11 protein-coding genes and 1 tRNA gene are annotated in these 13595 nt (G+C 64.0%); 2 read left to right on the top strand and 10 right to left on the bottom strand.

The window, feature by feature from the left end; genetic code table 11:
- Nucleotides 1-11: 11 nt before the first annotated feature.
- Together ACQCSV_RS12860 and ACQCSV_RS12855 are read right to left on the bottom strand one after the other, a co-directional pair.
- The gene (locus ACQCSV_RS12860) at nucleotides 12-860 is read right to left on the bottom strand and encodes a fumarylacetoacetate hydrolase family protein (RefSeq protein WP_426938535.1); all 849 of its coding nucleotides are present in this window, start codon (nucleotides 858-860) and stop codon (nucleotides 12-14) included.
- Between the two features lie 70 nt (nucleotides 861-930).
- Nucleotides 931-1593, bottom strand: a complete 663-nt coding sequence (locus tag ACQCSV_RS12855; RefSeq protein ID WP_426938534.1) for a DUF1684 domain-containing protein — start codon at nucleotides 1591-1593, stop codon at nucleotides 931-933.
- 94 nt (nucleotides 1594-1687) lie between these two features.
- On the opposite strand from ACQCSV_RS12855, the gene ACQCSV_RS12850 reads away from it, so the two are divergent.
- Together ACQCSV_RS12850 and ACQCSV_RS12845 are read left to right on the top strand one after the other, a co-directional pair.
- On the top strand, nucleotides 1688-2503 hold the full coding sequence (locus ACQCSV_RS12850; protein ID WP_426938533.1) for a hypothetical protein: 816 nt from the start codon (nucleotides 1688-1690) through the stop codon (nucleotides 2501-2503).
- Between the two features lie 68 nt (nucleotides 2504-2571).
- Nucleotides 2572-3378, top strand: coding sequence for a transglutaminase-like domain-containing protein (locus tag ACQCSV_RS12845; RefSeq protein ID WP_426938532.1), 807 nt, complete (start codon nucleotides 2572-2574; stop codon nucleotides 3376-3378).
- 57 nt (nucleotides 3379-3435) lie between these two features.
- Here the strand turns inward: ACQCSV_RS12845 and ACQCSV_RS12840 are convergent, their stop codons facing one another.
- The 8 genes from ACQCSV_RS12840 to bcp all read right to left on the bottom strand — a co-directional run bounded on the left by ACQCSV_RS12840 (nucleotide 3436) and on the right by bcp (nucleotide 13510).
- Nucleotides 3436-3921: a MarR family winged helix-turn-helix transcriptional regulator gene (locus ACQCSV_RS12840; RefSeq protein ID WP_426939564.1), complete on the bottom strand. Its 486-nt coding sequence runs from the start codon at nucleotides 3919-3921 to the stop codon at nucleotides 3436-3438.
- A complete protein-coding gene (locus ACQCSV_RS12835; RefSeq protein WP_426938531.1) occupies nucleotides 3921-5030 on the bottom strand; it encodes an LLM class flavin-dependent oxidoreductase in 1110 nt (369 codons plus the stop codon). Before ACQCSV_RS12835 ends, ACQCSV_RS12840 begins: the two co-directional genes overlap by 1 nt.
- Before the next feature lie 113 nt (nucleotides 5031-5143).
- Nucleotides 5144-8377: an efflux RND transporter permease subunit gene (locus ACQCSV_RS12830; RefSeq protein WP_426938530.1), complete on the bottom strand. Its 3234-nt coding sequence runs from the start codon at nucleotides 8375-8377 to the stop codon at nucleotides 5144-5146.
- Between the two features lie 80 nt (nucleotides 8378-8457).
- Entirely contained in the window at nucleotides 8458-9960 is a 1503-nt protein-coding gene (locus tag ACQCSV_RS12825) for a malate:quinone oxidoreductase (protein WP_354153669.1), read from the bottom strand.
- A 79-nt stretch (nucleotides 9961-10039) separates the two neighbouring features.
- Entirely contained in the window at nucleotides 10040-11662 is a 1623-nt protein-coding gene (locus ACQCSV_RS12820; RefSeq protein WP_426939563.1) for an ABC transporter substrate-binding protein, read from the bottom strand.
- Between the two features lie 193 nt (nucleotides 11663-11855).
- Nucleotides 11856-12527 (bottom strand): fasciclin domain-containing protein, encoded by a 672-nt coding sequence (locus tag ACQCSV_RS12815; protein WP_354153670.1) that lies wholly within the window; start codon nucleotides 12525-12527, stop codon nucleotides 11856-11858.
- Between the two features lie 270 nt (nucleotides 12528-12797).
- A tRNA-Leu gene (locus ACQCSV_RS12810) sits at nucleotides 12798-12879 on the bottom strand.
- 157 nt (nucleotides 12880-13036) lie between these two features.
- Nucleotides 13037-13510: a thioredoxin-dependent thiol peroxidase gene (bcp, locus tag ACQCSV_RS12805; protein ID WP_354153671.1), complete on the bottom strand. Its 474-nt coding sequence runs from the start codon at nucleotides 13508-13510 to the stop codon at nucleotides 13037-13039.
- Between the last annotated feature and the right edge of the window lie 85 nt (nucleotides 13511-13595).

Raw genomic sequence — 13595 nt, 5'->3', positions numbered from 1 at the left:
AGCCTGACATATCAGGCGGGAGTTTCCTCCCAGGACGCAGCCTTGACCGGGTTGCGGAGCTCGCCAATGCCCTCCACACGGCACAGAACAGTGTCTCCGGGCTGGATGCGTGCACACTCCGCCGGGAAGCCCGTGAGGACCAGATCGCCGGCGTGCAGGGTCATAAACGAGCTGAGGTACACGAGGATTTCGTCCACCTTCCAGCCGAGGTCTGCGCTGCTGGCGGCCTTCAGCTCGGCGCCATTGTGCACCATGCTGATGGCCAGGTCCGAATCGTCGAGGTCCGTCACAATCCAGGGGCCCACGGGAGTGAAGGTGTCCTGGCTCTTGGCGCTGATCCACAGTTCGTCCGACTTCTGCAGATCGCGTGCCGAGACATCGTTGCCGATGGTGAAGCCCAGGATAGCGCTCTGGGCGGTCTCCAGCGTCAGGCCGCGGACGGTGCGCCCGACGACGACGGTCAGTTCCGCTTCCGGGTCCACGTAGCCCACCGTTGAGCTCAGTTCAATGGCGTCGCCGGGGCCGATCACGCTGGATGCCGCCTTGTGGAAGGCCTGCGGCGGGAGGTTCCGGCCGGCCTGGCCAGTGTTATGCGCCATGCCGAAGACATTGGCGGGGACGGACGGGGCCAGGAAAGTGAAGGACTCCTGGTCCACTACGGTGCCGGTCTCCCACCCCGGCCGGGCCGGGTGGTTGGCGTTTGCGCGGGACGCCTCGAAGGGGGAATCAACAACTGTCCAGGACCGGCCTGCGTCGGAGCCGAAGTCGTGGGCGTCATTGGCCACGAAGAAATGTTCGTCGGCAACAGTGGAAGACAGTGGGCGGACACGGGCAAGGCGGTGGGGGGCGCTGGCAGTCATGATGACATCCTACGTCCTCCGGGCGAGCCGTACCCGGATCTTCACAGGCCCAATCACCGGGTTGGTCGGCTCAGTACAGCTCTCCCACCGGGATCTCCACAGCCAGGCGGTTGGACGGGCCGGGCAGCGGGCAGGCCCAGGCCTCGTTGTAGGCGCAGGACGGGTTGTAAGCAAAGTTGAAATCCAAGACGAACTCGGCTCCCGCCCCGGAGCCGTGGACCCCGTGGAATGCGCCCTTAATAGTATCCATTAGGTACCGGCCAGCGCCGTACGTTCCGCCGGGCTGACCGGCGGTGGCATCCCGGAACGGCACGAAAATCCCGCCGCCGTAACCCTGCAGCTTCCACACACCCAGCTGGCCCAGTTCGGGAAGGTCGAATGTGCCCAGCCGGACAAAACGGACAACACCGTCAGTGGCGGTTTCCACGGTCACTTCCCGGCCGGCGCCCTCAAGGGTCAGGGGAACATAAAAGCGGTAGATGGGATCGTAGTCAGCCGTCTTCAGGCCGGAGAACTGCGATTTGTCGTTTGCGCTGAGCGCTGAGGCCGGATGCGTTGCGAACATACGGTCGCGTTCATGCCGCCAGAGGGAATGGGCCTCCGCCGGATCTTCGGCGGCAACCTTCCGCACAGCGTCGTACAGGGCAAAAGTCCGCAGCCGCCAGTCCGCAATGTCGATGGCAGAGATGTCCGCCAGGCTCTCAAGGTCCGCGCCATAATGCTCATCCGCCATAGGCACCAGCCTAGTCCCTTGCACGCGGGGAATGTCCGACGGCGACACGAGGGTGCGGCTCTTGGCCGCCGCCGTCCGCCACTAGGCTGGCTGCATGACTCATAAGGCGGCAATGTGGGGAACGCGGACGGCCGCGCTGCTGATGGCAGGGACGCTGGCAGTCGGGTGCAGCGCTCCTGGTAGCAGCGATTCAGCGTGGACGGCCCAGCCGGAAACGTCGGCCAGCCCTGTCGCCGGCACGGGCTCAACCGCCGGCGCTACAGGGTCCCCGTCGGCGGATCCTTCTGTCACAGATGGCGCCTCGACGTCCGCCTCACCCGGCCCGGCCGCAACGGCAACTGCCTGGAAGACCTTCACTGACCCGGCGAAGACCATCAGCTTCGACCTGCCGGAGGAATGGATCGCCCAGTCCGGCACGCCCGAGGACGGTACGCTGCCGGGTGCCTTGAGGATCGAGGTTAAGAAGCAGGACGGCACGGTGGTGGCTGCCCTGCGGACAGGACTGCCGCCGTCCTCGTCTGAGTGCGCCGAAGCTGCCCGCAAACCCTATGTGGTGATCAGCAGCGTGCCGGTAGAGCTTCCCGGTTTGACGGGGGAAGGGCTGATCGTGCCGCACGTGGTGTTCCGCGTCATCCAGGGTTACCGCTATTTCGGTTCCTACGGCATTACCAACATTGTGGGCGGGGCCGGCGGCCAAGCCTGCCAATTGCGTAACGTGGTCCGTGGCCCGGGGGGAAAGGGCGACTACTCCTTCGGCGACCTCGGCGTCCTGAAGGCCTTTGCCCCGGATGAGCAGGTGGCACCGGCCAAGGCGTTCGACACCCTGGCTCAGGCCGAAAAGTACGTGGACGGGAGCCCGGAATTCGCGAACGTCCAGCGGATGCTAATGTCTCTGGAGATCAAAAACTAGTCCCGCTCTTGCCTTCTCATCCCCGGGCTGAGCGGGAAGTTCTGCCACTACCTCACACCCGGAGATACATGGAACGCACCGTTTCAGCACGTATGGTTTTCAGGACCATCGCCGACACGAAGGCAGCCCTCGCCATCGCTGTGGCCAGGAATCCCGGCTATACCTCGTTTGATGAGTCCCTGACTGTCACGGCCGACGGGCAGCCGGTTCCGTTCCAGGAACTCGCGGACAACCATGGCGGCCGCCTGCACTATTTGGAATTCGTTGAACCCACCGAGGTCACCGTGGAGTACTCGGCCACGGTTGCAGGGCAGGCCATCGCGGAAGAAGCCACCCTCGCTGAGCTCATCCGCTACGTGCGGCCAAGCCGCTATGCGGAGTCGGACAGGCTGCTGCCCACGGCCTACGCCGAATTTGGCGGCCTGCACGGTGCCGAACTGCTCCAGGCCGTGCGCAGCTGGGTCTTCGGGGAATTGCGGTACATCAGCGGTTCCTCCAGGGGCACTGACGGCGCCGTCGAAACCCTGCTGCACCGCAGGGGAGTGTGCAGGGACTTTGCGCACCTGGCCATCGCCCTGCTGCGTTCCAAGGACGTCCCGGCAAGGCTCACCGCCGTGTACGCGCCAGGGCTGAGTCCCATGGATTTCCACGCGGTAGCCGAGGCGCATGTCAACGGCGCCTGGCACGTCATCGACCCCACAGGGCTGGCCCCACGGGAGTCGATGCTGCGGATCACGGCAGGCCGCGACTCGTCCGACACCGCGTTCCTGTCCACAGTGGGCGGGCGCCTGACGCTGACCGAGCTGCGTGTCAGCGCTGTGGTCAACGGGCAGTTGCCGGCCGAAGATCCGGCCAGGCTGGTCATGCTGGGCTAGTTTCCCGGCTCGGAACGACACCTCCCGGCCGGTGCCGGGCGGTGAGTTCCCGGCAAGTCAGTTCCCGGGCGGCTGCTTTGCCGGCCGCGTTCCCACGGAATGCCGGAGTTTCTCGGTCAGCCGCTGAAGTTCCCGCTGCTCGGCTGCCGTCAGGGCCGGCCCCACCAGGGTGGCGATGTCCCTCACATGTTCCCGGCCGATCTCCTTCTGGAGGGCGGATCCCTCCTCGGTGAGCTTCAGCAGCACGCCGCGGCCGTCGTCGGGGGCCGCCATCCGGACCACGAGCCCGCGCTTCTCCAGCCTTTCAACCAGCCTGCTGAGGCTTGACTGGCTCAGCAGGACATGGTCGTTGAGTTCATTGAGCCGGAGCCAGCCGGACGGACACCGGGACAGCGTGAACAGCACGTCGTATTCGTTCAGTGCCACTTTCCGGAAAGCGGGACCGGCCTGGAGCTTCCGCATAACGGCAACCTGCGCCCGGAACAGGGATTCCCAGGTTTCCGCTGCCAAACGAATGGGTGATTCATTGCCGCCGGCAGCCATCATGCCTCCGAAGGGGCAGTGTCAGACGCCTGCGAGGCCATCAGCGCGGCGACGCGGCCGGCGTGCGTAGGCGGGTCCGGGACGTGCGCGGGCTTGAGGGCCGCGTATTCCTTGCGGAGGACCGGGAGTACTTCCTCGCCAAACAGGTCAAGCTGCTCCAGCACCGTCTTCAAGGGCAGGCCCGCGTGGTCGATCAGGAATAGCTGGCGCTGGTAGTCGCCGAAGTACTCGCGGAACGTCAGGGTCTTTTCGATCACTTCCTGCGGGCTGCCGACTGTCAGCGGCGTCTGGGAAGTGAAGTCCTCCAGCGACGGGCCGTGGCCGTAAACGGGCGCGTTATCGAAGTAGGGCCGGAATTCCTTCACGGCGTCCTGGGAGTTCTTCCGCATAAAGAACTGGCCGCCGAGGCCCACGATGGCCTGATCCGCCTTGCCGTGGCCGTAGTGCTCGTAGCGCTCACGGTAGAGGCTGATCAGCTGCTGATAGTGCTCCTTGGGCCAGAAGATGTTGTTCGCGAAGAACCCGTCGCCGTAGTAGGCAGCCACCTCGGCGATCTGCGGTGTACGGATGGAGCCGTGCCACACAAACGGGGCCACGCCGTCGAGCGGGCGAGGAGTGGACGTGAAGTTCTGCAGCGGCGTACGGAACTTGCCGGACCAGTTGACCGTGTCCTCGTCCCACAGCCGGCGCAGCAGGCTGTAGTTCTCTACGGCCAGTTCCACGCCGTCCTGGATGTTCTTGCCGAACCACGGGTACACCGGAGCGGTGTTGCCGCGGCCAAGGACCAGGTCCACGCGGCCGTCCGCGAGGTGCTGCAGCATGGCGAAGTCTTCGGCGATCTTGACCGGATCGTTGGTAGTGATCAGCGTCGTGGCAGTGGAGAGCGTGATCCGCTCGGTCTGCGCGGCGATGTAGGCGAGGGTGGTGGTGGGCGAGGAGGAGAAGAACGGGCGGTTGTGGTGCTCGCCGAGGGCGAAGACATCCATGCCGATGTCCTCGACTTTTTTGGCGATCGCCACGGCCGCCTTGATGCGCTCGTTCTCCGTGGGCGTCCGGCCGGTGGTGGGGTCAGTGGTGATGTCACTGACGCTGAATACGCCGATCTGCATGGTGTGCCTTCCGTTTCCTGGACTTCTCTGGGCTTGCTTCCACTATACGCGATTTGCATGCATTTGCATGTATCGACCGGTATAACGCCGCCGCGGCGAGAATATTCCAGGATTTACTCGGGGTCGCCCGGAGCGGCTCGGCGGCCACTGACGCGGGGCACCTTACCGGTGGTCCAGTCCCGGAACTCGGCATCGACGTCGTCCGCTGCCGCAAACTCCGGACGTTGCTGCATGGCAAGAAGCAGTGCTTTGGTTTCCCGCCGTCCCTCCACCAGCCGGTACAGTACCGGAACCAGCACCAGGGTCAGCATTGTGGAAGAAACCAGGCCACCGATCACAACTACGGCCAGCGGTTGGGAAATGAAGCCGCCACCCCCGGTCAGGCCAAGCGCCATGGGTGTCAGGGCGAAAACGGTGGCCAGTGCGGTCATCAGGATGGGCCGGAGGCGCTGCCTCGCGCCATGGGTGATTGCGTCCGCCACGCTCATCCCGGCGCGGCCGTCCCGTGGCCGCCGGTACTGGTTGATGAGGTCGATGAGCACGATGGCGTTGGTGACCACAATGCCCACCAGCATCAGCATGCCGATCAGCGACGGCAGGCCCAGCGGAACGCCCGTGGCCAGGAGCAGGGCGACGGCTCCGGTGGCGGCAAAGGGGACGGAAACCAGCAGGATCAGCGGCTGGATCAGGGACTTGAAAGTGGCCACCATGATGACGTAGACAATTGCGATCGCCGCCAGGAGCGCGAGGCCAAGCTGCCGGAAGGACTCGGCCTGCTGGGTGGTGGCGCCGCCGAGTTCGGCGGTGACGCCGGCGGGCAGGCTGACGTCCGTGAGGCGCTTCTGCACCTCCGCGTTCACGGCGCCAAGGTTGGAGCCCGACGGCGTGACTGACACTTTGGCGGTCCGCTGGCCGTTGCTGGCGGTAATAGAGACCGGCACGTCCACCTGTTCCACGGAAGCGATGCTGCCCAGGGTCACCGGTGCGCCCCCGGCGGGGAGCGCGATGTTGCGCACGGCGTCAACGCTGGTGAACCGGGTGCCCTTGCCGATCTGGACCGGAAAATCGTTGGTGTCGATCCGGACCGTGCCTGCAGGGATCGGGCTGATCGTGGCAGCCAGGACGCCGGCTACCTGTTGCTCGTTCAGTCCGGCTGCCGCGGTCTTGGCCCGGTCAACCTTGACCTGGACCACCGGCTGGTTGGCCGCCAGGTTGGTTGCCACCTCGCTGGTTTCCGGCACGCCGGTCATTGCATCCACCATGGCCTCGCTGGCTGTGCGGAGATCCTCGGATGTTGCAGCCTTGATGGTGATGTCCACCGTGGAGGACGTCCCGAAACCACCCTGCTGTGAGCCGACCGTAATCTTCCCGGAACCGGCCACCTTGCTTACCTCAGTCCGGACGGTTTCCTGCAGCTTTGCCTGATTCGCCTTCTCATCCGTCACCACGGTGAAAGTGGAGTTGGCGGATCCGGAGGATGTCAGGGCGGCGAAACCGGCCTGGGCGTTGCCTGTGGTGACCTGCACATTCCTGACACCCTCGATGCCCCGAAGGACGTCCTCGACCTTGGCCGCGGCTGCGCTGGTGTCGGCCAGGCTTGTCCCGGCGGGCATCACCTGGCGGACCGTCATGCTGTTCTGGCCGGATTCGCCGAGGAGGTTGGTGGAAAGCAGCGGCGTCATGGCAGCAGTGGCGCCGAGGACTAGGACGGCGGCTACCAGCGTCACCACCGGATGCTTCTGGGTCTTGCTGAGGACGGGCAGGTACGCGCGCTGCAGCCGGCTCTTTTGTTCCGCCTCCTGGGCGTGGGCACGGGCGGCGTCGGCAGCACGGGCAGCATCTTCGCGGGCAGCCGGCGAACCTGTTGCCGAACCGGCGGGGCTCTTAAGGAACCAGTAGGCCAGGACCGGAACGATCGTCAGTGATACCAGCAGCGATGCCAGCAGCGCCATGGTGACGGTCAGTGCGAAGGGCCGGAAGAGTTCGCCGGCGAGCTCACCCACGAATGCAATGGGCAGGAAGACCGCCACAGTGGTCAACGTGGAGGCGGTGATGGCGCCGGCCACCTCCCGGATGGCGGTGAGGATCGCCGAGACTTTCTCCTCCCCGTAGCTGAGGTGGCGTTTGATGTTTTCGATCACCACAATCGAGTCGTCCACCACCCGGCCGATCGCAATGGTGAGTGCGCCCAGGGTCAGGATGTTCAGCGAATAGCCCGTCGCGGACAGGCCAATGAAAGTGATCAGCAGCGACAGCGGAATCGACACCGCGGTAACAAGGGTGGATCGGGCTGACATCAGGAAGAGAAGGATGACGGCGACGGCGAAGCCCAGCCCGAGCAGGCCTTCGGTGGTGAGGTCCTTGATGGACTTCTCGATGAACGGGGCCTGGTCAAACACTGCAGTGAACTTTGCATTGGACCCCAGTTCGGCCTCGAGGGCCGCAAGCGACTCATTCACTGCGTGGGAGATTCCCACGGTGTCTCCCTCGGGCTTCTTGGTCACAGAGACTGCCAGCGTTTCCTGGCCGTTGGTCCGGGTGATGGACGTCCGTTCGTTGTCCTCCAGGCTGACGTCGGCCACCGTGCCGATCGTTGCGGCATCCTTGGCCCCGCCCAGGGGCAATGCCTTGATGGCGTCCAGGGAATCCACCGGGCTGCCGATCTGGAGGGAGAGCGTTTTACCCTGCTCCTGGATGGTCCCGGCCGGGATCAGCGCACCGTTGTTGGAGAGGGCGTTCCGGATGGACTCGATCGTGGCGCCTTTGGCGGCCATTTCCTTGGGCCGGGGGAGGATCTCGATGTGCTGGGTGGCGCCGCCGGTCACGTCGGCTCCGCGGACGCCGTCGATCTTCTGGAGCCGTGGAACGGTCAGGCGCGCCAGGTCAGCGTTCAGTTCGCTCAGCGGCTTGTCCGAAGACACGGCCAGGAACACAATGGGGAAGTCGCTGATGCTGCCCGCGATGGCCTGTGGCTGCACCTCCTCAGGCAGGGAACGCTTGGCGTTTGAGATGGCCCGGTCGATCTGGTTGCGGGCGCGGTCGAGGTTTGTCCCATAGGTGAACACCATTGAGATCTGCGAGACGCCGTTGCGCGACGTCGAGGACGTGGACTCCAGGCCCTCCACGCCGTTCAAGGCGGTTTCCAGCGGTGCGCTGACCTGCTTGTCCACCACTTCGGGTGACGCGCCGGGCATCGCGGAGAGGACGGTTATCTGCGGGAACTCAATGGAGGGGATGAGTTCCTGTTTCAGCGATGACATGGTGATTACGCCGAACACCGTCGCGAAGACGGTGATCAGCGCGATCAGCGCCCGGTTTGCCAATGAAAGTTGTGCCAGCCGGAACATCGCGGGTCTCTCCTGGGGTTGACGGACTCCTGCGGACCAGACCGTCCAGCCGGTTCTTCACGCCTGCCGGACAGCCCGAATCAGTGATTGGCGGAAACGCTCTCGAGCTGCAATGCCTTGGCCGTTGCCGCCTCGAGCTCTGCGGCCAGATCCGGATTCTCATCCAGCTTCACACCGTAGCCCGGCATCATGTCCTTGAGCTTGCCTTGCCAGGCCTTGAAGTTCTTGGGGAAGGATTTCTGCAGCAGTTCAATCATGATGGGCACGGCCGTGGAGGCGCCGGGCGATGCGCCCAGCAGCGCGCCGATGGTGCCGTCGCGGCCGGCGATGACCTCGGTACCGAACTGCAGCACGCCGCCCCGCTTCGGGTCCTTCTTGATGATCTGTACGCGCTGGCCTGCGGTGATCAGCTCCCAGTCGCCGTCCTTGGCCTCGGGGTAGTACTCACGCAGTGCCTCGACCTTGTCGCCGTGGCGCTTGGCCACCTCCTTAACGAGGTAGGCCGTGAGGTCCATGTTGTCCTTGGCCACAGCAAGCATCGGGATGATGTTGCTGGGCCGGATGGACAGCGGCAGGTCAAGGTACGAGCCGTTTTTCAGGAAGTTCGTGGAGAAACCGGCGTAAGGGCCGAACAGTAGTGAACGCTTCCCGTCCACGTAGCGGGTGTCCAGGTGCGGGACTGACATGGGCGGGGCACCCACCGAAGCCTGGCCGTAGACCTTGGCGCTGTGCTGGGCGGAGAGTTTCTCGTCGGTACAGCGGAAGAACTGGCCGGACACGGGGAAACCGCCGAAGCCCTTGCTCTCCGGGATGCCGGAGGCCTGGAGAAGGTGCAGTGCGCCGCCGCCTGCGCCCACGAACACAAACTTGGCGTGGATCTTGCCGTGTTCCCCGGAAGCCGGGTGCTTGATCGAAAGGTCCCAGCCGCCGTCGGCCGCTTTGGAGATGCCACTGACGTCATGGCCGTAATTGATTTCGACGCCGTTGTTCCCGAGATAGGTGGTGAGCTCGCGGGTCAGTGCCCCGAAGTCAACGTCGGTCCCCTCGGCTGCGCGCGTGGCGGCGATGTTCTGCTTAGGGTCCCGGCCCTTGACGATCAGCGGCGCCCATTTAGCGATCTGAGCGTGGTCCTCGGAGTACTCCATGCTGCGGAACAGCGTGTGGGGCTTGAGTGCCTCGTAGCGGGTCTTGAGGAACTTGGCGTTGTTCTCGCCGATCACAAAGCTCATGTGCGGGACGGTGTTGATAAAGCCCTTGGGCGAACCGATCAGGGATTCGTCCACAAAATGGGACCAGAACTGGCGGGACAGCTGGAACTGTTCGTTGATGAGCAGTGCCTTGGCAGGGTCCACCGAGCCGTCTTTGGCTGCGGGGGAGTAGTTGAGTTCGCACAGGGCGGCATGGCCGGTTCCGGCGTTGTTCCAGGGGTCGGAGCTTTCCAGCCCGGGCTGATCCAGGCGTTCGAACAGGGAGATGGTCCAGTTAGGTTCAAGCTGCTTGATGAACGCCCCGAGTGTGGCGCTCATGATGCCGCCGCCAATCAGTACGACGTCGGCATGTTGGGTCTTGGATATGAAGGTCACAATCAGTCTCCGATAGCAGCGGCTCTGGCTGTCAAAGAATATCCCCGGGCGGCCCGCATACTGAAATTGGGCCGGACCGTCAAGCCTTTAGCTCTACTTTTGTGAAAACTTCATTCAGGACCGGGGACGCCGGGTAGATGCTGACGCGGTCCGAGAGTGCCAGAGCCGAGATGGGGAAGGCGATGGGAACGGCCGGCACTGTGGCCGCGATCTGGGCGTTGATGGTGTGGTATAGCTCGTCGCGTTCCTTGCCCGCAGGTAGGCCGCGGGCGCGGTTGATCTTGGAAAAGACCTGCGGGTCTTGGTAGCCGAATTCGCCGTTCTTTTCGCCGAACAGCGGGCCCACAAAGTTATCGGCGTCAGCGTACGCGCCGTTCCAGCCCAGCAGGTGGAGCCCGTGGTCCCCGGGTGACTGCACTTTCTGGAGATAGCCCGCGGACCAGTCCACCGGGACAGGTTTGATGTTGAGCCCGACGGCGGTCAGTTGCCGGCTGATTTCGGCGTAGATTTTCTCCGGCGTCGGCAGATAGGGGCGGGTGGCATTGAGCGGGTAGTAGAACCTGATCTCTTCCCCGATGTAGCCGGCCTCGGCCAGGTAGGCCTTGGCTTTGACCGGATCGTGGCCCAGCGCGGGGGCGTCGTTATTGAAACCGCTGATCTTGGGTGGAACGAACTGTGATGCCTTGGCCGTGTTGTCGATGAAGAACTTGCGGATCAGGGTTTCCTTGTCGATGGCCAGCTCAATGGCCTGCCGGACCTTTTCGTTCTGCAGCACCGGAATTTCCTGGTTAATGCCCAGGTACATCACCGAGAACGGATCCCGCTGGACGATCTGCATGCCCCGTTTGACCAGCTGATCGAAATTGCCCACGGTGACGGCGTCGTAGCCGTCGATCTTGCCGGCCAGGAGGGCCTGAAGCCTCGTCTGGGGGTGGTCGTACGTGACGAAATTGATGGTGGAGATCTGCCCGCGGTCACCCCAGTAGTTTTTGTGGCTGACGAGCCGGACACTCGCCTCGTCCCAGGCGGCCAGGCTGAACGGCCCGGTTCCCACAGGGTTGGTGGCGAACCTGGAGATCGGGTTTCCGCCACGGGTCTGGTCCAGGACATCCGCCGTGCCCGCGGCCAGGGCGGCCGGGGACGCGATAGCGAATGCCGGCAGGGTGAGCGCTTGGAGGAAAGCGGTGAAGCGCTGGGTCAGGTCGATCCGGACAGTGTCAGCGGAGAGGGCCGTGCAGCTCTTGAAAATGGACAGCGCAGCGTCGTCGGAATGTGCCTTGAACACGCTCTTGAACGAGCTTCCCGGCGCCTGCCGCCGCAAATCCGGGGAGAAGGCGAACCAGCGGTTGAAGTTGGCGCATACGGCGTCGGCATTGAAGGGCGTGCCGTCCTGGAACGAGACGCCGCTGCGGAGTTTGAACGTGTAGGAGCGGCCTTCGTCGTCTTCGGACCAGTCCGTCGCCAGCAGCGGCGTGGGTTTCCCGGTGGTCTGGTCCACGCCCACCAGGCCTTCGAGAATCTGCCGCGTGATCCGGTAGCTTTCCACATCGCTTGAGAGCGCAGGGTCGAGGCCAAGGGGCCGGGACGCCGTGCCGAAAGTAAAGGTTTCGGTGGGCTCAATGCCGGCGGGAGCCGTTGAAGGTGATGTGGGTGTTGCTGACGGCGACGGGATGCCGGTACAGGATGTCAGGCCTAACGCCATAAAAACGGCCCCGGTCTTGATGACCGTTCGCCGCGAAGTACTGCTGGGCACTCGTCTATCACCTCTGGCTGCTTTTGGCGGGCGCCGCCTACTGCGGGCCAAGGACACAGTCTAGTTGACAGACCTCCGTGCTCCCTGGGCACACGCCAGAGGCCTGTTCCGGCGGGAACAGGCCTCTGGGTTTTAGAGCGGACTACTTGGGCATCAGCACCGAGTCGATCAGGTATACGGTGGCGTTCTTGGTCTGGACCCCGCCGCAGATTACGCTGGCGCCGTCAACCATGAGGGCATCCTTGCTGCCGGTCACGGTGACTGATCCGCCCTCGACCGTGGCGTGTGTGCCGGCGATCTTGTCCGGGGTGATCTGGCCGGGGACCACGTGGTAGGTCAGGATCTTGCTCAGCAGGGCGTCGTCGGTCTTGAGCTTTTCGATGGTGGCCGCATCGATCTTGGCGAAGGCGGAGTCTACCGGAGCGAAGACCGTGAACTCGCCGCCGTTAAGGGTGTCAACCAGGTTAACCTTGGGGTTCAGCTTGCCGGAAACAGCAGCTGTCAGGGTGGTCAGGATGGGGTTGTTGGATGCCGCGACCGCTACCGGGTCCAGGGCCATCCCGGCAACCGAGCCTGCACCGGTGGGGACCTTCTCCGCGTAGCCGGCGCAGCCTGCGCCAACGAGGTTTGCGGCCGGATCCATGGCCTTAGCACTGGCGGAGGGGGACGGGGCCGCCTTCGTTGCTGACGGTGCGGCGGCCGGAGCCGAGGAGCTCGGGGTTGTTGTCGCGGCTCCACCGCAGGCGGTGAGGCTCAACAGGGCTGCAGCTGCAACGCCTGCGACGGTGAAGGATGTGCGCTTGAATGACTGCATTTCGGTTCTCCTTGTTTTGTGGTTTCTGCCGAGTTCTTGCCTGCCGCAGGCGTTGTGCCTGCTGCGTGGCCTTTTCCGACTGTTGGGCACCTGCCCTTGGCTGGTGTCTCAATGGGTATTCGGTCGAAGCGCGGAAGCGGATGGGTGGACTGCCAAGAGTTTTTTAGTTTTGTCGCCAGCCCGGAGAAAAAGCCCACTAGAACACGGTGTCTGGGGGCAGTTAAACGACAGAGACCCCAGGCCTCCGGGCCTGGGATCTCTGTGTATGTGTGCGCAAGGGGGGACTTGAACCCCCACGCCCGAAGGCACAGGAACCTAAATCCTGCGTGTCTGCCAATTTCACCACTCGCGCTTGGCGGTTGCCGCCATTCGTCTTGACCTTGGCCATCTGACCAACGGGATAAAACGTACGACGGCGGATGCCAGTTTCCATTGTAGCTGCGGGCAAGCGCGGTTCGGGTCAGTCGGATCCTCCACGCCGGAACCGGCGCCCCGTAAGGCGCAATGCGTTAGGAGTCCAGTTTGAGGTCGCGGCGCAGTTTCGCCACGTGTCCGGTGGCCCGGACGTTGTACTGGGCTAATGCCACCTTGCCGTCGGGGTCGATCACCACGGTGCTGCGGATCAGTCCCTCATAGGTCCGTCCGTAGTTCTTCTTCTCGCCCCAGGCGCCATAGGCCTCGGCGACGGCGTGGTCCTCGTCCGAAAGCAACGGAAAGCTCAGGTCCTCTTTGGCGGCAAAGGCAGCAAGCTTATTCACAGAATCGGGGGAGACGCCCAGGACCCGATAGCCGGACGATGTGAACGACGCGAGGCTGTCGCGGAAATCGCAGGCCTGCTTGGTGCATCCCGGTGTCGCGGCGGCGGGGTAGAAATAGACGATGGTGCTGCCGCCGTGACGCGAAGCAAGACTGACGTCCTTGCCGGACGAGTCCTTCAGGGTGAAGCCGGGCGCTAAATCCCCGGTCAAGAGTCTGTCAGCCACTATTAATCTCCTCGTTGCAGGCGGAACACACCATTTTAGTAAGCATTCAGGGCCGGTACTAACCAGCCTTAGCTATACTTGCTCG

Source organism: Pseudarthrobacter sp. S3, from assembly GCF_050156905.1.
GTDB lineage: Bacteria > Actinomycetota > Actinomycetes > Actinomycetales > Micrococcaceae > Arthrobacter.
Note: the sequence above shows the minus strand (reverse complement) of the source record. Positions and strands in the feature narration are given on the sequence as shown.